Source organism: Sporolactobacillus shoreicorticis (genome assembly GCF_024125445.1).
Taxonomy (GTDB): Bacteria; Bacillota; Bacilli; order Bacillales; family Sporolactobacillaceae; genus Sporolactobacillus; species Sporolactobacillus shoreicorticis.
Genome location: NZ_JAMXWM010000030.1, coordinates 1 through 17,980, shown reverse-complemented (window position 1 = coordinate 17,980; position 17,980 = coordinate 1). Strand labels below are relative to the sequence as shown.

General features: G+C 44.9%; 16 protein-coding genes and 1 pseudogene. 2 read left to right on the top strand and 15 right to left on the bottom strand.

The annotated features are described in order from the left end of the window. Window positions 1–4: 4 nt before the first annotated feature. The 12 genes from NIE88_RS18365 to NIE88_RS18310 all read right to left on the bottom strand — a co-directional run bounded on the left by NIE88_RS18365 (window position 5) and on the right by NIE88_RS18310 (window position 11,584). Window positions 5–835 carry a PSP1 domain-containing protein gene (locus NIE88_RS18365; RefSeq protein WP_253064420.1) on the bottom strand — a complete coding sequence of 277 codons (831 nt, stop codon included), beginning with the start codon at window positions 833–835 and terminating at the stop codon, window positions 5–7. After that, the gene (gene holB / locus NIE88_RS18360; RefSeq protein ID WP_253064419.1) at window positions 825–1,829 is read right to left on the bottom strand and encodes a DNA polymerase III subunit delta'; all 1,005 of its coding nucleotides are present in this window, start codon (window positions 1,827–1,829) and stop codon (window positions 825–827) included. The genes NIE88_RS18365 and holB overlap by 11 nt, the downstream gene beginning before the upstream one ends. 30 nt (window positions 1,830–1,859) lie before the next feature. Then, the gene (locus NIE88_RS18355; RefSeq protein WP_253064417.1) at window positions 1,860–2,297 is read right to left on the bottom strand and encodes a YaaR family protein; all 438 of its coding nucleotides are present in this window, start codon (window positions 2,295–2,297) and stop codon (window positions 1,860–1,862) included. Between the two features lie 30 nt (window positions 2,298–2,327). Then, a complete protein-coding gene (darA, locus tag NIE88_RS18350; RefSeq protein WP_253064415.1) occupies window positions 2,328–2,657 on the bottom strand; it encodes a cyclic di-AMP receptor DarA in 330 nt (109 codons plus the stop codon). Between the two features lie 40 nt (window positions 2,658–2,697). Further along, complete coding sequence (tmk, locus tag NIE88_RS18345; protein WP_253064413.1) at window positions 2,698–3,369, bottom strand: dTMP kinase; 672 nt, start codon at window positions 3,367–3,369, stop codon at window positions 2,698–2,700. Continuing rightward, window positions 3,359–4,816 (bottom strand): aminotransferase class I/II-fold pyridoxal phosphate-dependent enzyme, encoded by a 1,458-nt coding sequence (locus NIE88_RS18340; RefSeq protein WP_253064412.1) that lies wholly within the window; start codon window positions 4,814–4,816, stop codon window positions 3,359–3,361. Before NIE88_RS18340 ends, tmk begins: the two co-directional genes overlap by 11 nt. A gap of 122 nt (window positions 4,817–4,938) precedes the next feature. Next, window positions 4,939–5,106 (bottom strand): hypothetical protein, encoded by a 168-nt coding sequence (locus tag NIE88_RS18335; RefSeq protein WP_253064410.1) that lies wholly within the window; start codon window positions 5,104–5,106, stop codon window positions 4,939–4,941. Between the two features lie 110 nt (window positions 5,107–5,216). Next, window positions 5,217–5,792: a VanZ family protein gene (locus tag NIE88_RS18330; RefSeq protein ID WP_253064408.1), complete on the bottom strand. Its 576-nt coding sequence runs from the start codon at window positions 5,790–5,792 to the stop codon at window positions 5,217–5,219. Between the two features lie 149 nt (window positions 5,793–5,941). Continuing rightward, the gene (locus tag NIE88_RS18325; protein ID WP_253064406.1) at window positions 5,942–6,631 is read right to left on the bottom strand and encodes a response regulator transcription factor; all 690 of its coding nucleotides are present in this window, start codon (window positions 6,629–6,631) and stop codon (window positions 5,942–5,944) included. Between the two features lie 14 nt (window positions 6,632–6,645). Then, entirely contained in the window at window positions 6,646–8,967 is a 2,322-nt protein-coding gene (locus NIE88_RS18320; RefSeq protein ID WP_253064405.1) for an ATP-binding protein, read from the bottom strand. A 15-nt stretch (window positions 8,968–8,982) separates the two neighbouring features. After that, window positions 8,983–11,049, bottom strand: a complete 2,067-nt coding sequence (locus tag NIE88_RS18315; RefSeq protein ID WP_253064404.1) for a sensor histidine kinase — start codon at window positions 11,047–11,049, stop codon at window positions 8,983–8,985. A gap of 280 nt (window positions 11,050–11,329) precedes the next feature. Then, the gene (locus NIE88_RS18310; protein ID WP_253064403.1) at window positions 11,330–11,584 is read right to left on the bottom strand and encodes a sigma factor G inhibitor Gin; all 255 of its coding nucleotides are present in this window, start codon (window positions 11,582–11,584) and stop codon (window positions 11,330–11,332) included. A 137-nt stretch (window positions 11,585–11,721) separates the two neighbouring features. Here NIE88_RS18310 and NIE88_RS18305 point away from each other — a divergent pair, with 137 nt between their 5' ends. Then, window positions 11,722–12,117: an SDR family NAD(P)-dependent oxidoreductase gene (locus NIE88_RS18305; RefSeq protein WP_253064402.1), complete on the top strand. Its 396-nt coding sequence runs from the start codon at window positions 11,722–11,724 to the stop codon at window positions 12,115–12,117. A 64-nt stretch (window positions 12,118–12,181) separates the two neighbouring features. On the opposite strand, the gene murG is transcribed toward NIE88_RS18305, so the two are convergent. The 3 genes from murG to NIE88_RS18290 form a co-directional block, all read right to left on the bottom strand. Continuing rightward, complete coding sequence (murG, locus tag NIE88_RS18300; protein ID WP_253064401.1) at window positions 12,182–13,243, bottom strand: undecaprenyldiphospho-muramoylpentapeptide beta-N-acetylglucosaminyltransferase; 1,062 nt, start codon at window positions 13,241–13,243, stop codon at window positions 12,182–12,184. Window positions 13,244–13,382: 139 nt separating this feature from the next. Continuing rightward, a complete protein-coding gene (locus NIE88_RS18295) occupies window positions 13,383–15,248 on the bottom strand; it encodes an ABC transporter ATP-binding protein (protein WP_253064400.1) in 1,866 nt (621 codons plus the stop codon). After that, window positions 15,245–16,978, bottom strand: a complete 1,734-nt coding sequence (locus tag NIE88_RS18290) for an ABC transporter ATP-binding protein (RefSeq protein WP_253064393.1) — start codon at window positions 16,976–16,978, stop codon at window positions 15,245–15,247. The genes NIE88_RS18295 and NIE88_RS18290 overlap by 4 nt, the downstream gene beginning before the upstream one ends. Before the next feature lie 355 nt (window positions 16,979–17,333). On the opposite strand from NIE88_RS18290, the pseudogene NIE88_RS23005 reads away from it, so the two are divergent. Next, window positions 17,334–17,865, top strand: a pseudogene (locus tag NIE88_RS23005) (transposase); the annotation flags it as partial. Window positions 17,866–17,980 lie beyond the last annotated feature (115 nt).

The following is a 17,980-nucleotide window of genomic DNA, read 5'->3' as shown; positions in this document are numbered from 1 at the left end:
CCTCTTATTTAGTGGCTTGCGAAGAAATAACCCCTTCTTCAATAAGCTCATCCAATGTATACTCAACGACTTTATTTTGTTCCTTAAGCTCGATCTGGACCAACCGTTCCAATATGTTCAATCCGACAACGCGACCCGCGCCATAGCTTACATTAATCGGCGCGCCAATATCCGGCAACGCCTTCTTCGCCGATTCATACTGATCGTTTTCATATTTCAAACAACACATTAACCGCCCGCAAACACCTGAGATTTTTGCAGGATTCAAGGAGAGATTCTGATCTTTGGCCATCTTGATCGATACCGGTTCAAAATCGCCGAGAAATGTTGAGCAGCAGAGCATTCGTCCACAAGGGCCGATGCCGCCAAGCATCTTTGCTTCGTCGCGGACACCAATTTGCCGCAGTTCGATTCTTGTCTTGAATACTGCTGCGAGATCCTTAACCAGCTCGCGAAAATCAACGCGCCCATCAGCGGTAAAGTAAAAAATAATTTTATTGCGGTCAAATGTATATTCAACATCCACCAACTTCATTTCCAAGTGGTGTTTGTATATTTTCTGAAGGCAAATATCCATTGCTGCCTGCGCGTCTTCCTTGTTCTTGCGCACTTGCAATTCGTCGGATTCTGTTGCAATCCGCACAACTTTCTTTAGCGGCAGGACAACGTCCTCTTCGTCTACCGTCTTTTTCCCAATGACCACTGTCCCGCACTCGATCCCGCGCGTTGTCTCAACAACCACTTGCGCGTTCTCCGGAATAGCCAATTGATCCGGGTCAAAGTAATAGACCTTACCGGCTTTCTTAAAACGAATGCCGACAATATCATAATTCATTTAAGTTACCTCCTAACCTGATCACCAGCCGCTCCATCACACTTACACCATTAACATGAGCATCCAGCTGTCTTCGAGCATCCAAAATAAGTGACATCGCCCGGATCGTTCGATCAGATGAAAGCGAAAGCATCTGCTCTTTGAGCTTGTCCATCTGATCTTCAAAGACAATTTCCTCCTGACGATTCAAATGAAGCGACAGAAGATCTCTGTACCAAAGAAGCATTAGATCTAAGCCGACAGCCATTTTCTGATTATCATCAAAGTTGGGAGAGAATTTTTCATAAATATAAGGCAGTACTGACTCTATAGATTTGAATAGTCTTTGCATTAATTGTAACACTTGCGAACGCGCCTCGGCAAACCATTCCTCTTTGCATAAACGCGAGGCCTCTTCATAATCATGTGTCAAAGCGATCGCCGACTTCAGCAAGGATACCGGCAATCCTTCCGCGGTCATACGCCGAAACAGGCTATGATCCGAGAGCGGCACAAATGAAAGTACCTGACATCTGGAAATAATTGTGTCCAAAAGCTGATGAATCTGATCGGTCACAAGCAGAGCCAGTGTTCCCGGATGCGGTTCTTCAATGAACTTGAGCAAACTGTTTTCTGCTTGGGCAGTCATTTTCTCTGCCTGTTCAATGATAAACACCTTTCGCCCAGATTCGACGCCACGATAAGCGAACTCTTTCATTAAATAGGCAATTTGTTCTTTTTTAATCGATGCTGCCCCTTCTTCAGGCGCAATCCAAATAACATCCGGATGATTTCCAGAAGCAATTCTACGGCAATTTCTACACGTCATGCAAGGACCCTGGTCGGTAGGTGCTTCACAAAACAAAGTTTGCGTGACAAGCAGGGCAACGTTGCGCTTTCCGGTCCCCCTCGGGCCTTCAAGCAAATAGGCGTGTACCAATTCATCTCTTTTAATGGCGTGGCGAAGCACTTTCGCCACGGTCTGCTGCTGCTTGCTTAACTCCTGCCAATTCATACTTCGCTCACTTTCCTGATTTTTCAACATTTATATATAAAGATTAATCAGCATACCGCGAATTTCATCAAGCTGATCAAGCAATTTTAGTTCCTCTTTATTTTTATCCAATAAATCATTCGTCAGCGTCACTAGTTTCTGATCCACAGTCTTAACCAATGTCTGCTGGGCCCCACCTTGCTGCCACGAACGAGATTGAGATGTCCCTAGTCCGGTTTGTACCGCTTCCTGAAGAAAAGAACGCACATATTTTTTATAAATTTGCAAATCACGGATTGTACGTGAACCGGATACCCGCTTTGCCTGTTCGTCTACCTTATTGAGCAGTTCTTTCAACGCGTTGCCCTTCATCGCGTTCTTCTGATTACTTAACGTGTGCTCAAACGATGTGCGCGGTTGTACGGTCGCTCCTTCACGTTTGGACACGGACTCGCCCAGATTTGTATGCCGATCAATCTTAATCGCCATTAAATAAAGCCTCCTCTTATCAGACAGGTATTAAAAATGCTTGAATTGATCAACATCAAGAACAAATACCGTCGCGCCACCGACTTCAACTTCCACCGGGTGCATCATATAGCCGTCTGCATTCGCATCAAGTGAGGATATCGGTGAAATCACTTGATTGCGGCTATGACAATGTTCCTTGATTAGTTCAAGCAATGCGTCTACTTGGTGATCTTCAGTACCGATAATGAAGGTCGTATTGCCCGAACGCAGAAATCCGCCTGTGCTTGCCAATTTCGTTGCATGATAATTTTCATCCACAAGTGCCTGCTGCAGAAAATTACTATCCTTATCTTGAACAACAGCAACAACCAATTTCATCGCAATCATTCCTTTCGCACAAACATTTTATAAATAAAAATTAAACACCACGGCTGATAAACTGGGAAAAATCAGCAATAATCTCTTGAAAAACTTGATCATGATTCTTCTCACCGTCAATCAGACGAATACGTGATTTATTTTCTTCATAGATTGAGAGAAATCCTTCTCGAACACGTTTATGATAAGTCAGCGCACGCATTTCAATCCGATCCAGATCATCTGCAGATTTCGTGACCCCCGTTTCCGGAGCCCCGCTTCTCTTCTTCATTCTGTTTCGGCCGGTCTCCGGTGAAACATCAATCAGATATGTTCTGTCCGGCGAAATGCCTCCGGTTGCAAATTCATTAATCATTTTAACAAGATCAATGGATTGGCCCAGACCATAACCTTGATATGCAATCGATGCATCGACAAAACGGTCGCACAGAACAATTTTTCCGGAGTTAACAGCCGGTACGATTTTTTCAATCACATGCTGACTTCTTGAGGCCGCATAAAGAAGAATCTCTGTCTTCTCAGCCAGCTCAGGGTGGTCAGGATTCAGAATGATTGTTCGAATTTTATCGCCGATCTCTGTTCCTCCAGGTTCTCTTGTAAGCAGGTAAGGGAGACTGCAACGTTCCAGCTCTTCCGCTAATCGATGAATTTGTGTTGTTTTTCCCGAACCATCCGGCCCCTCAAATGTAATAAAAAATCCCTTATGTGTCATTCTTATGCTGCTCCCTCGAGTGATAAACCTTGATTTTCCCTTGATCCATGCATTCATTTTGAAAGACTGCCCCGGCATTTTGCCAATACCGAATCAGCTCCAGACCACGCTCCGTCACACGCTCGCCTTCAACAACAATGGGAATTCCCGGTGGATATGGGATCACCGATTCTGCTGCAGTCCGGTCGACTGCCTGATTCAGCTCTCTATGTTCGCTGCCCATGGTCGCCAAATTCCGATACGAATCGACAAGTGAACTGAATTTGGGGAACGAAGGCACCTGTTCCTGATCAGCCGAAAAACCTGGCGCACATTTAGAAATGACCTGATTGATGCAGCGAAATGTCTCTTCATAATTGATGTCCTCGGATAAGCCGAGAACCAGAAGGATGTGACGCGGATCAGCCATTTCAGGATATAAGCCAGAAGCGATCAGCCTCCGCTGAATTTCAAAACCATTCTCTCGAGTATTCGGCTGTATGACCACCTTAAACGGATCAAGCATAAATTGATCCGAATCCGCATGCAGAATGCTTAACCGGCCAATCGAACACAGGGACTGAACAAAGGCATCGCGACGTGCAAGCATCCGGCCGATTCGTACGCTGTCAAGAGCCGCCATGTAATAACGCGCCAAATCGAGCGAGGCCATGATCGGGTAAGACGGACTTGAGCTCTGCAGCATCGCTCGAACACGCTCAATTTTATCCAGTGAAACGCGTGTTGAGTTAACATGAAGATAAGCACCCATCGTCATTGCCGGAAGCATCTTATGCGCCGAATGAACAACAAGATCGGCACCCAGATCCAGAGCTGACGGAGGAACGGGTGCGCCGATTTTGAAATGCGGTCCATGAGCTTCGTCCACCAAGACATGCAGCCCCTGTTCATGGGCACAGGCAATTAACTGACCCACTGATTTTGATGCAATTCCGTAATAACTTGGATACGTCAAGATAAGCGCTTTTGCCTGTGGGTAACGATTCATGCATTCGACAAACGTCTGGAGTTCGATCCCCGTGGCAAGTCCGGACCCTGAATCAACAGACGGAGCGATAAATACAGGACGGACCTGCGCCATTTTCAATGCATTGAAAACAGACTTGTGGCTGTCACGCTGAACAAAAACAATATCGCCAGGATCGCATGTAGCAAGAACCATCGTCAAGTTTCCAACCGTTGATCCATTGACAAGAAAATAGCTGGCGCGCGCGCCGTAATATGCTGCAAGAAGCTGCTGCGCCTCGCGAAGGATCCCCTCCGGATGATATAAATCATCTAGATCTGCCACCTCTGTCGCATCGATGGTCAGGATTGATTTAAAAACAGACTCCGCTTTTTCAGGAAAAACCTGACCATCTTTGTGTCCGGGAACGTGAAAGGAATAGGCTTGTTTTCTGCGATATTCAATTAATCCGTCATAGACGGGTGTCTTTTGTTGATTCATTAGTAAACTTCCCTGACGTTTTATATCTTCATTTTAGCATAGTCAAGGATTTTTCAACCATTATTAGCCGAAGGGTTTTTATTCTAATAAGATCATCTGACTAAGAACGTAGCTGTGTCCGTTCATCTTTTTTTCCCGATCTTAATCGTCAGCTCGGTGACGCCAATAATCAGTAAAGCAGCAACAAAAAGAGAAAGAGCAGCATTATTATTGGACGCTCCGGAATTAAAAATCACGAGACTAAGCAATAAGAGAAGAATGCCAATAATGAATCCGGCTGATTGTTTCATACAAATCAACTCCATGAGGCGCAGCTTGGTCGCTAATGAGGAAGGTCTGTGAGGCAAATGAACGCCGCTGCAAAATAGGAACAGCTTAAGTTTATAGAGACAGAGAGGTTTCATCGAGTAGACATGGTTTCCGATATGCAATCTTTCATCCATTGTTTGGCTTCCATCCATCGGAAGAGCAACGCGCCGAAGAAAACACCGATTCCGTTGAGAATCAGAGCATCGACATCAAAAAGGTGTTTCGGGAATTGAGGAATTCCATTCATGAGATAGAGAATCAGTTCCACTGCTAAAGAAGCAAACATACCAATTACAACGAGTCCTAACCATGTGAATCGGCCTCGCGTTATAAAACCAACAAAAAACATAAAAGGAATCGGCAGACAAACACCCCACATAAGAAGCCAATGTCCTTGAGCACTCTGCATCTGCAAAATGATCATTCGAAATGGTTCCAAATTAAACAAAGCACCGTTGACACCCACGATCGACCGCTCCATGACGTTCATCGGCTGAATGGTAAGCAGCACGGTTAACATAACGTAACCAATGAATAAAGACAAGAAAACACCGCGATTATAGGTCAGGGTTCGTCGTACATATTTCTCAAATAACAAACATGTAGCGAGCAAAAGGCTGTAGGTTACAAAAAAGTCAAAGATCGTCGGATTAAGTAAATGATCCATCTAGTCGCCACCTTTCACCTGCATTTTCCTTATACCTATCATAATATAGATCAGACCGCATAAACGCGCATTTCTGATGCGTGACCACGCACTTTTAATGCGTGATCGCGCACTCTGAGGTAATAGGTGGCTGTGACCCAGTTTTGTTTTTAGCTGTTTGTTTTCTCCTGTCGGATAGACTTTGCCCCATGCAGCCCACTCCCAATACCCAGCTCGTTGACTTTTTCAACGGCTTCAATTCGTGAGTGAACGCCTAGTTTTCGAAAGATTCCAGTCAGATGTTTTTCGACGGTCCTCTGACCGATCAATAAATTTTGAGCAATTTCGCGATTGGTCTCGCCGCGCATCACCGCAGCCAGAATAGCTCGCTCATTTTGATTCAAATGCACTTTCGCCCTCTCCATACGTGCCGCATCCGCCCGTGCTGCATCTGCTATTTGAAGGCGCTGAAAAAGCCAAATTGGAAGCAGAACCTCATCACGAAGCGCCGCATGCAAGGCGGCAATCAGCGAATCAATGGATGCAGACTTGCTGACAACTCCAGCGATGCCCCTTTGAATCATCGATGCAAAAAGAGGCTCGATTTCTGTTTCATAGCCTGTATAAATAATAACCTTGGCATCGGGATCCAAATCTAAAATTAAGTCGGCTGTTGCCATGCCATCCATATCCGGCATATTGAGATCCACTAAGAAGAGGTCATAGTTCCTTTCCTGTAGAATAGCCTGTATCATTTTTGCCGACTGCTCGGTCTCGACTTTGAATCCTGCATTTTCCAGCACCGTCTTTGTTCCGCTTGCAACTACTGCGTGATCGTCAATCACTAATACTGATGTCATAAGGCCCAACTCCTTTAATCGTTCATTTTATCGTTAACAGGCAGATGAATCTGCACAGATAATCCTTCGGCTGTCTTTTCCATAGTTCCAAATGTGACGTTCCCGCCCAATCCCTCGACCCTGCTGATCAGCCCTGTCAGCCCTGTTGTGCTGAAAAAAGGATCGATGGCTGTTTTGCCCAGTCCCTTCCCGTCATCCTGATAATGGAGCAGACAGCTGCCCCCTTCAAAAACAAGGTGTAATCGGACTCGGGACGCTTGCGCATGCTTCACGGCATTGCTCAGCAATTCCTGAATGGCTCGATAAAGACAGAGTATGACTTCTTTGGAGAGGCTTCGAGGTATATCGGCAACATGCGTTTCCAGATGAAAGTCTGCCAATAAATTGACCCGTTGGAATAACACATCAAGTGCACTTCCCCATCTTCCATTGAAAATATCCGCCGGATACCATTCTCGAATCATCTTGCGCATTTCTTCAGCATTATCAAGCATACGTTCGCGAATATAACTGAGCCGCCTGACGGTCTCGGGATGACGGATTTTCTTAACTGCTGCATCAATTTCACGGGCAATCGCCAATTGATCCTGAATATTTGTATCATGCATGTCTCGGGATAAATGCGCCCTTTCCTGTTCTGAAATGGAGAACAGCCATCGATTCATAGCATGTGGAATTCTTTTGCGATTGTTCTCAAGATGATGAAAGGCTTGCATGAGTCCTTCCGTTTTATACAAATTATCGATGACAACACGTGCGTAGCTTACCAATGTCTCAAGCCACATATTTTCATCGAGAGTGAGACTCCTGCCCGGTTTCATCCACTTACCGACAAGCACAACTTTATTGCTTCTATCATCCTTAAGCAGAGCAGTGAATCCACTATTGCTTTTCTTTAAATCAAAGTCGTTTTCTGCGATAACCGACATGTGGCGCATCAACAACGGCGCATTTTTGTTCACTTGACGCAGCCTGCCCTTCGGACTTACAAGAAACAAAACGGCTTCTTCGACCGGAAGCTGTGACAGAACAGCACGCCGCAGCATCAAATCGACATGGCGCAGCGTGTATTCGGTTTTGGATTTTTGCAGAAACTGGTTTAACGTTGCCTGTCGCTCCTTTTTCTTTGGATGAAGATATTTGCTGAAATAATAATCGGTGTACTCCTTGATATAGAAAATGATCAGTCCGAGGATAAAACACAAGGCTCCGAGTCTGGCTACATCGGCAGGGCTTTCTGTTATATGGCGCTGAACCAGCCCGAGAAAGCTGATCAGAATCAGCAAGGTAATGGCGAAGCTCAGTGCGCAGTAATAGCCAAATTGTCCAATATAAAAAGACATATCAATCAGTGCTGAGGACAACACGATATAGCATAGGGTCACCGGCAGCATAATCATCCACGGTGTCGTCCACTCCACAGGGACTAGCGATGTTCCAACAAACATATTTGGGAGTGCGTAAAGCGCAATAAAAGGAAATAATGCAAGAAAAAATCCGGCCATGAGCAAATGGATGATGCGGCCGTACTCAGACGCCCGGATCTGGTAATAGAGCCGTGTCAGCTGAATACACAGCAGTCCAAACACGAAAACAGAAAAGACTAATTCTTGCTGATAATAGGCGCTGACTTCTCTTGATGTAAAGAAACAGCTGTTTATGACAATCAAGGAACCGCACAGATAGAGACAGACAAGCAGCCAGTTGGACACGAGAAGACATCCGCACACTGAAAAATAATTACGAAGAAAATGTACGAGAAAAATCAACGTGAACACGATTGCCACACTAGTCAGCCGCAGGCTCCAGCTATCATGCCTGGCATTGGCCGACATCTCAAAGAGTACCGGACTGACCGTAATCAGCAGCGCAATCAGAATCCGCACTACAGGGCTGCTTTCTTTGCGCAAATAAAGGAACAAAACTGCCACAAAACAGGCGGTAAAAAAGGCGAGCGGAATAATTAAATAGAAAAGCAGTGCCCACTCCGAAGTGCCGTTGTCAATTTGAAGAGAATACACAGAGTTTTCTCTTGCGACAGTGATCTGCTTCGCCTGCCCCACCATACCGAAGTTTGAAATGTTTCTGTTATCCCCCGCGCGCCGACCATCAACACTGACGATGCGATCACCCGCCCGTATATCTGCGGACTCGGCCCAGCTGAACGGAGCAACGGATCTTACCTTGATCTGATTATTTTCCTGCACGGTATAAATGCCGACATACGGTCGATCAAGAATAACCGCCATAAAATGACCGGCAAGGACCAAGGAATAAGTTAGCGCAGCTAGAAACAGAATTGAGCGTCTCCATTGCTGCCAAATGTTTTTAATCATCCGTTCCACCTCCAATCATCCAGTATAGATCTCTTTGCTTGTCCATTGCATGGTAATCGCTAAACCCTTTCCTTTTTCCGATCGAATAGTGATGCGTCCGCCGAGACCTTCGACTCTGCCGATCATACCCGGAAACCCCATTGTCCCAAATGAATTGCCGATTTTTGAGACATCAAGCCCAATGCCGTCGTCCGAATAATTAAGTGTAAAAAGGTCGTTTTCTTTTCGCAGTTTCAGCATCACAAGATGGGCACGCGAATGCTTCTGTGCATTATTCAAAAGCTCCTGAACCACCCGGTAAACAGCCATTTCCCATTCACGCTGAAATCCGTCCAAGTGTTCGTCAACCGCCCAATGCAATGTGAAATTAGCGCTCAGATTTACTTTATTAAAGAGTTCAACAAGTGCTGTTCTAAGACCCGTTCGATAGATAAACTCTGGATGAAGATCATTGATCACCTGGCGGAGTACATAGACGCTGTCCAGAATCTGTTCACGAAACTTCACCATCAGCGCCTTCGACTCCGGATTATCGGCGTCTGCCCCCCATGCGTCAAGCTGACGAGCAATATCAAGCTGGTCCTGCATGTTCTGATCATGAAGACTGCGCGACAGCTTCCAGCGCTCGCGTTCTGAAATGCGCAGCATCATTTTTTTTACTGTAAGCGGCACGGATGTACTCAGGTCGGATGATCCTTCTAAATTTTTCAGCATATCCTTTGTATTTGCTAAATTTTCAATGACGATCTGTATATAATTGATCAACGTCTCCAACCAGACGCGCTCATCGGGATTCAGCCGCCTTCTCGGCAAGCTCCATTTACCCGTAAGTATAATTTTCCTTCGCACATTCTCGTAGAGCAAAATGCGGAACCCATTCTGAGTTGCAAAGAGTTTGCCCAGCCCTTCCTTTTCCTGATTAATTTTCGATTCGCTTTCTGAATCGGATGTCTCCGCGATTGATTCTTTGGGGTCGGTCCGAGACATCCGGACATCTTCAACAGGCAGAGTTGCCTCCATCTCCCGCTTGATAATCCGGCCGACGTCCCCCAAACCATAATCTTTTTTCATCCATTGCAGAAATCTGTTTATACTTGTTTGTGCGTCCTGTTGTTTGGGATAAAGCCTTTTTCTGAGTGAATAATCCAAGTATTGCTTTATGTAAAGAATTGTAAAAATAGCTAAAAAAGAAACAACGAGAAAGCGATAATCAGTAACACCATCATAGGCGATCAAATTCCATCGGTTCAGTGCATAAAAGGCTGCCCCAAGTACTGCAGATGACGGCGCCGCAATCATTGCACAGTAGACAAAGCTGATGGTTACAAAATCGGGGTCCAAAAAGCGCTCTGAGACAACCAAATAAAACAGGAAAGCAGGCAGAATGAATAAAAAAATACCTGCGAGCGGACGAAAGATAAATGTGTCTTGAATGATTGAAGGAATGAGCGACAGAACAAGATCGGGAAGAAAGGAAAGGATCAGCCCCAGTGTCAGTGTCTGCAACATCGGCCTGTACGCGGGATCGCTATAGCGTCTGGAAGCACGGACGGCCATGACCATTGCAGAAATCATCACGACCGCCACATACAGCATAGATACTGAACGTACGCCTGCACGGTTTGTAACGCTGGCTAATAAAAAAACCACAAACATTGATGCGGTACTGCCGATCAAAGTGATTTTGGTTTTCCCAGACATCCATGTAAGGCCCCAGTATGAAAAATAGTTCTGCAGCACCTGCATTAACAAGATAAGTGCAGAATAAAAGACAAATAGATAGAGAACAAGACAAAGGAATCGTTCGTGTTCCGTACGGCCGGCACCCCAGGCAAGCCATAACAGACTGATATCTGCCAAGCAAAAGATCAGCGTACGTTCTCCTTTCGCTCGTTTATTCATAACCCATAAATAGAGTCCCAGACTAAAACAAAAAAGAAAAAAGAAGAAAGGCAGGACGCTGTCTAGGATCGGATTGCTGGCTGAATTCCTGATCGTTAATAAAGTCATCGCAGCGAGCAGGGCGACAGCCAGACTTGCCAGAGGCATCATTTGTTTCCTTATTTTTAAGTTGACAACCACTGCCCGCACCTCCGCATCACTAACCCAAGAACCCTTTGCCATGTAGAAGGGAACTTGCTTTGCATTTAGTGTAGCAAAAACGAGCCGTTCATAAAATAGCAATCATGCAGGAAAAAGAAAAGAAGTCACTAAAACAACCTTATCGAGGAAATCGGTCTCAGAAAATGCGACTGTTCATTTTCAAGATAAATAAAAAGCTTGGCAAGGCCAAGTCCCTGACGCTGACGAAGCCTTAGCTTTTCTCATACCGATATATTCCGTTCTGTACAAAAAAGAAGCATCATGATTTGCCTGCTTCTCCTCCCGATCCTGCGTGAATAACCGCTGTCTCCATCACTCGCCCCTTTTGGCCGATCCGAAGCTTTGCTAATTTATTCATATAAAATTTGTATTTCCAATCCGTCACATCAGTTTCCACAATTCTTTTCTGACAAGAATCACAGATTAATTGATTACAGATATGGATGCCTTCAACATTTTCCTGTCCGCAAATCAAGCATGCTTCCTTCGCTTGATTCAATTTGTGCATCGCCATCTTTCGTCACCTCCATGCTCAGTTTCTCCATTCAGATAGAAACTATTCATCAACCAGTTAGCAAACTAGTTTTCACCCTATTAAAAAATGATGTGCGTCATCTGCTTTTTCTAATGTATGATTTCCGGGCTTGACCTGTGTATCAATTAAAAAACCCACAATCGTTCATTCACATTGTAAATGTAGCAAGCTTAGCTGCCCTGTACCCATTGCCCTACTATAGTGTCTATGGTGCCTCAAAAGCATTCGTCTTATCATTTTCAGAGGCACTGAACTATGAACTAAGGCATTCAGCGATTAGCGTAAGCTGTCTGTGCCCGGGAGATACCAATACAAATTTCTTTTATAATGCCGGAAATACGAATAAAAAGAAATCATTGATGTCGGCAGAACGTGTTGCTAAAGCCGCTGTTGACGGTCTCTATAATAAAAAAACAACTATTTTTCCAGGAAGTATGAAACTGATATCAAAAATACCAAGAGCCGTACTGAAAAAAGTAATTGCCATGAGAGTATCAAAATATAAAATATAACTAAAGAAGTATTACACAATCTTTATCAAAAACTAAAAATGGCCAAGTATAAGCTCGGCCATTTTTAGTTTATCTTATTCAACTCACTTAATATACTTTTAATCCCATGTGTTGCGTTTTGTGCCTTTGCCATCCGATCAATGTAGTCATATCGATTTTTATAAACCTTGGCAAGAGCCTGTTTCAATTCATCGGGCGTCAGCGAATCATTGTCGAGCACTTCACAGAATCCTTTTTCTTTAAAGGACTTTGCATTAAGCACCTGATCGCCGCGGCTGACACGCAACGGCAGCGGTATTAAGATCATCGGTTTTTTCAATGCTAGAAACTCGAAGATCGCATTGGAACCGGATCTTGATAAAATAATTGAGGCCGCCGCCATGACATCCGGCAGTTCTTTATCGATAAATTCAAACTGCCTGTACCCGGCCGTTGATTCAAGTTCGGGAATGATATACCCTTTACCACACAGATGCACAATCTGATACGTTTTTAGCAATTCAGGCAGCAGCTCACGGACCACATCATTGATTTTTTTTGCCCCGAGACTGCCGCCCATGATAAGCAGTACCGGTTTTTCTCCTTGAAAGCCAAGAAACTTCAAACCTTTGCTTCTGTCCCCCGTGCGCAGCACATCGCGGATCGGCGCACCGGTATAGACAACTTTTCCCTTTGGCAGATGCGCCCCGGCTTCCTCAAACGTCACAAAAAGCTTGGTTGCGAACTTAATCGCGATTCGATTGGCCAGACCCGGCGTAATATCCGATTCATGAATATAGACAGGAATCCGGTTCATCCAGCCGCCGATAACGACCGGCACCGATACGAAGCCACCCTTAGAAAAGATGACATCAGGCTTGATCTTTTTCAAAATCAGATAAGCCTGCATGACACCCGCAAGCACCTTGAACGGATCCTTGAAATTTTTCAGATCAAAATATCGGCGAAGCTTGCCGCTGGAAATGGCGCGATAGTCAATTCCATGCGCCTGCACCAAATTTTTCTCAATCCCGGTTTTTGAGCCGATATACGTAACTTTACAGTCCTTCAGTTCATCAATAAGCGCCAAATTCGGAGTTACATGTCCCGCCGAACCGCCGCCGGTAAACACAATTTTTTTCGTCATTACTCTGCCTCGCTTCTTCTTTACTCCACTGTAAAGAGTTTAATATACTTGCCCGCAAAGTAAAACAAAAAATCAAAAAAAGATTTATTGCCAAGTAAAAAAGCACCCGGAAAATTGTCCGAATGCCCTATGTTTTAAATTATCCGATTTCCAGATGCTTCTCTTCATCGTCGAATTGACTATTGTACAGATCAGCATAAAATCCTTTTTTCTCAAGCAGTTCGTGATGCGTTCCTTGTTCGATCACACGGCCGTGATTCATCACGAGAATCAGATCAGCTTCTCGAATGGTCGACAAACGATGGGCAATGACAAAGCTAGTGCGATTCTTCATGAGCGCGTTCATGGCTTTCTGAATATGAACTTCGGTGCGCGTATCGACACTGCTGGTTGCCTCATCAAGAATAAGAATCACCGGATCGGCAAGAATCGCCCGCGCAATCGTTAGAAGCTGCTTTTGACCTTGAGAAATATTGCTTCCTTCTTCATTCAAAATGGTGTCGTAGCCTTCCGGAAGGGTTCGGATGAAATGGTCGGCATGAGCCGCCTCGGCAGCACACACGATTTCTTCATCCGTCGCCCCGATACGTCCATAAGCGATATTCTCGCGAATCGTTCCCTTAAACAGCCATGTATCCTGCAGCACCATACCAAAAAGCTGATGCAGCCGTTCACGTTTGATTGATCGGATATCTGTGCCGTCAACGGTAATTTTTCCTTCGCGCACCTCATAGAAGCGCATCAGCAAATTGACAAGCGTTGTCTTGCCCGCTCCGGTCGGCCCGACAATGGCTACCGATTGGCCCGCCTTCACATCAATCGTCATGTCCTCAATCAGTGGCTGATCTTCCTTGTAGCGGAAACCTACATGATCAAAGGTGACACGCCCCTTCGGTAACTGCAACGGTTCCGATGCCTCAGCATCCGCCGCAACTTCTTCCTCATCCAGAATTTCAAAGATGCGTTCAGCGGATGCAATGGTCGATTGAATAATGTTCGATATATTGGCAATCTGGTTGAGCGGCTGACCAAATTGACGGGCGTATTGAATAAATGCCTGAATATCGCCAATCTGTATGGATCGATGGATTACTAAAATACCACCGACAACTGATATCAGAACATAACCAATGTTGCCGACAAACATCATCATCGGCATCATAATTCCGGACAAAAATTGCGCCTTCCATGCAGAATTATAGAGCTTACCGTTAATCGATTCAAATTTACCTACCGATTCACGTTCTTTTCCAAATGCCTTAATCACTTGATGACCGGTGAACATTTCTTCAACGTGGCCGTTAAGCATTCCAATCTGCTCCTGCTGCTGCTTGAAATAACCTTGCGAATGCTTCGTGATTTGCGCGATCCCAATAAAGCTGAGTGGAATCGTCACAAGCAGCACCAAGGTCAAAAGCGGGCTGATTGTCAGCATCATAACGACAACGCCGATCAGCGTAATGATCGACGTGATCGACGCCGTCAGGCTTTGCTGCAAGGTATTGCTGATGTTTTCCGAATCGTTAACCGCACGGCTGAGCACATCTCCGTATGGATGCGCATCATAATATTTAACCGGCAGCCGGGCAAGCTTCTCATTGACCTGCTTGCGCAGCTTATAAACCATTTTTTGCGAAACGCCGCTCATCAAATATTGCATGATGAATGTAAATAATGAACTGAGTACATAGAGTAGAACAAGCGCGATCACAATTCCCCATATATAATTAAAATCAATATGGGCGCCCGGTACACCTTTCATTTTCATCATCATGCCTTCAAAAAGCTTTGTCGTCGCATTCCCCATTAATTTAGGAGCAATAATGGTAAAAATTGTGCTGAGTACTGCAGTGATCAACACCGCAACCAATACCGCATAATGCGGTCTCAAATAACCCATCAGACGGCGAAATGTTTTCCGAAAGTTTTTCGGCTTCTGCACAGGCATCCGCATATGTCCAGGACCGAATCCGCCGGCACGCCTTTTATTTCTTTTATCACTCATGCCAGTTCCTCCTTCTCCAGCTGTGATGCAACAATTTCCCGATATACAGTACAAGTTTCCATCAGTTCGGCGTGCGTGCCTTGACCCACAATTTTGCCGTCATCAAGTACAATAATTTTGTCTGCATGGAATACGGTACTTACCCGCTGCGCGACGATAATTAACGCTGCCGTCTGCGTAATTCGTCCAAGCTCCGCTCTGAGCCGCGCGTCGGTACGATAATCGAGTGCGGAGAAGCTGTCATCCAAAAGGTAGATATCTGCTTGGCGCGCTAACGCCCGAGCGATTGCCAGCCGCTGCTTCTGACCTCCCGAGACATTTTTCCCCCCTTGAGCAATGATCGAATCGTAGCCTTCACTCATCTCTTGAATAAATTCGTTCGCCTGAGCAATACGTGCTGCTTCCTTAATTTCTTCATCTGTTGCCCGTTCGTTTCCGTAACGAATGTTTTCTGCCACGGTTCCGGTAAAGAGCACTGATTTTTGCGGTACATAGCCGATCATTCGACGAAGTTTATCAACGGAAATGGCCTTAACATCAACCCCATTCACCTGCACGCTTCCGCTCAATGCATCAAAATATCTCGGAATAAGATTCAGCAACGTTGATTTTCCGGCACCGGTTCCGCCGATAATAGCGGTCGTTTCTCCCGAGCGAGCCGTAAATGAGATATCGTTTAATGCCGGCTTTTCTGCCCCCGGATAACTGAATGTTACACTTTTAAACGCTACACCCAGTCCGCTCTCAGCATTGACCGAGGAGCCCACAGATTTAGTATCCTGAATATCCGGTTGAATATCGAGCACTTCATTCACACGAGTCGCGGAAATCTGAGCGCGAGGGATCATGATGAACATCATCGCACCCATGAGAACAGAGAACATAATCTGCATGGCATACTGAATAAACGCCATTAAATCCCCGACCTGCATTGATCCGCTATTAATTCGCAGTCCGCCAAACCAGACAATAGCCACCATCGATAAATTCATGATCAGCATCATCAGCGGCATCGCAGCTGCCATAATTTGATTGATACGAATCGATGTATGAGTTATATCCTTATTTGCATCATCAAAACGATCAATTTCATGTTTTTCTCGATTAAACGATCGAATGACACGAATACCAGTCAATTCTTCACGCAAAATTAGATTAAGCCGATCCATTTTCTTCTGGATTTTCTTAAAATAAGGCAGGCCTTTCTGCGCAAGTACAAGAATCGATACAATCAAGAGTGGCAGCGCCACCACTAACACAAGTGAAAGCTTTGCGTCCTGGTACACGGCCATGATGATTCCCCCGACGCACATCAGCGGCGCCATTGTCATCATCTTGAGGATCATCATATACACCTGCTCAATCTGCGTAATATCATTTGTTGTTCGCGTGATCAATGAACTCGTCCCTACTTGATCAAACTCATTTAACGAAAAGGTCTCAACATGCGCGAACATTTTATTTCGCACATCACGTCCGAATCCAGCAGCCACCTTGGACGCCAAATAGTTGGCGAGAACCGTCAGGACTCCGGCAGCAAGCGTTACAAACAGCATATATGTGCCCATCTTATAGATATAAGGCAGATCACCTTTAACAATTCCCGTATCAACAATGTCCGCCATCAGCGTCGGTAAATACAAATTCGCTAATGATTGCAGGAATACAAAGAGTACGGAAAAAAATGTCGGCCACAGATAGGGCCGCATATATCTAGCCAAACGAATCATATACTCATCTCCATTCTTCATAAAACATAATTTCTAATACTTCATTGAATCATACTATGATGACTTTCTCAGTGTAGCTAGTCTCTGTGAACCAATTATGAATCCATGCGCAAAATCTCTTTTAATTCCTTTGAATCTTTCGCCTTATACCATAAAAGTCTGGGGATACAAAGGCGGTTCTACTTTTTGAAACATCTTATTAATCGGCTTTAAAGATCAATTGATTTTAAAAATAACTTATTTGGCAAGTTGTAAAATCAAATTAGCCAGATAGATTGGAGTAGTAAAACACCATCATAAAATCCGATGTTATCATTAAAGCGACGAAACCATAATGAAAGAAGCGGATTTTATAATGGCTTACTCCAAGCCTAGCACAAAATATCGAATCTTTACACACTTGAATGCCTAACCAGGGTGGACAAATTCAGATCCTTCATCAGGAGCAGCGCTCTTCATGTGAGATCGCTGTAAGATCGGCTGTTCCTATCAGACGGTATTGAAGACCGGACAAGCCCTCTATGAACGCAATCGCAGTCATTGTGGGCGCAGGTGCAAACTGGCAGCCACTTCAGATTTCATCGCCTATGCCGAGAATAAAATCCTGTTCCCAGACAAATGGTTTCCTGATGAAGTCTGGGATCCGAAGTGGCAAAAACAAGGTCAGGATCTGCACACGGACGTTATACCGCCACCATTCCAAAAACTCCGGCCTGCGGAGGTCCAGAAGCGAGAGCAGTTTGGGCACTGGGAAATCGATACCGTGATCGGTAAAAAATCCGGTGGAAACGATGTACTTTTGCGGACAATGGCAGTGAATTTTCAGGCTTGACGAACAGCCGAAGAATCAAGCGACACACTTCTACTACACGTATCCGTACGCCGCTTAGGCGGCAGGAACAAACCAAGTGATACCGCTTTTGAGAGATTCTAAAGATTTGTTGTCAATACGTTACGGGATGTTATTCTGAATCAGGTTTCGTTTGTTTTATTTTTGGACGT

What these genes read in the sequence shown, in the direction of transcription:
- darA (WP_253064415.1), bottom strand. Translation starts at nt 2,657, where the DNA reads ATGAAATTGGTTGTTGCTGTTGTTCAAGATAAGGATAGTAATTTTCTG.
- NIE88_RS18310 (WP_253064403.1), bottom strand. Translation starts at nt 11,584, where the DNA reads ATGGCGATGCACAAATTGAATCAAGCGAAGGAAGCATGCTTGATTTGC.
- NIE88_RS18325 (WP_253064406.1), bottom strand. Translation starts at nt 6,631, where the DNA reads ATGACATCAGTATTAGTGATTGACGATCACGCAGTAGTTGCAAGCGGA.
- NIE88_RS18340 (WP_253064412.1), bottom strand. Translation starts at nt 4,816, where the DNA reads ATGAATCAACAAAAGACACCCGTCTATGACGGATTAATTGAATATCGC.
- NIE88_RS18290 (WP_253064393.1), bottom strand. Translation starts at nt 16,978, where the DNA reads ATGATTCGTTTGGCTAGATATATGCGGCCCTATCTGTGGCCGACATTT.
- NIE88_RS18330 (WP_253064408.1), bottom strand. Translation starts at nt 5,792, where the DNA reads ATGGATCATTTACTTAATCCGACGATCTTTGACTTTTTTGTAACCTAC.
- murG (WP_253064401.1), bottom strand. Translation starts at nt 13,243, where the DNA reads ATGACGAAAAAAATTGTGTTTACCGGCGGCGGTTCGGCGGGACATGTA.
- NIE88_RS18335 (WP_253064410.1), bottom strand. Translation starts at nt 5,106, where the DNA reads ATGAAACAATCAGCCGGATTCATTATTGGCATTCTTCTCTTATTGCTT.
- tmk (WP_253064413.1), bottom strand. Translation starts at nt 3,369, where the DNA reads ATGACACATAAGGGATTTTTTATTACATTTGAGGGGCCGGATGGTTCG.
- holB (WP_253064419.1), bottom strand. Translation starts at nt 1,829, where the DNA reads ATGAATTGGCAGGAGTTAAGCAAGCAGCAGCAGACCGTGGCGAAAGTG.
- NIE88_RS18320 (WP_253064405.1), bottom strand. Translation starts at nt 8,967, where the DNA reads ATGATTAAAAACATTTGGCAGCAATGGAGACGCTCAATTCTGTTTCTA.
- NIE88_RS18295 (WP_253064400.1), bottom strand. Translation starts at nt 15,248, where the DNA reads ATGAGTGATAAAAGAAATAAAAGGCGTGCCGGCGGATTCGGTCCTGGA.
- NIE88_RS18365 (WP_253064420.1), bottom strand. Translation starts at nt 835, where the DNA reads ATGAATTATGATATTGTCGGCATTCGTTTTAAGAAAGCCGGTAAGGTC.
- NIE88_RS18355 (WP_253064417.1), bottom strand. Translation starts at nt 2,297, where the DNA reads ATGGCGATTAAGATTGATCGGCATACAAATCTGGGCGAGTCCGTGTCC.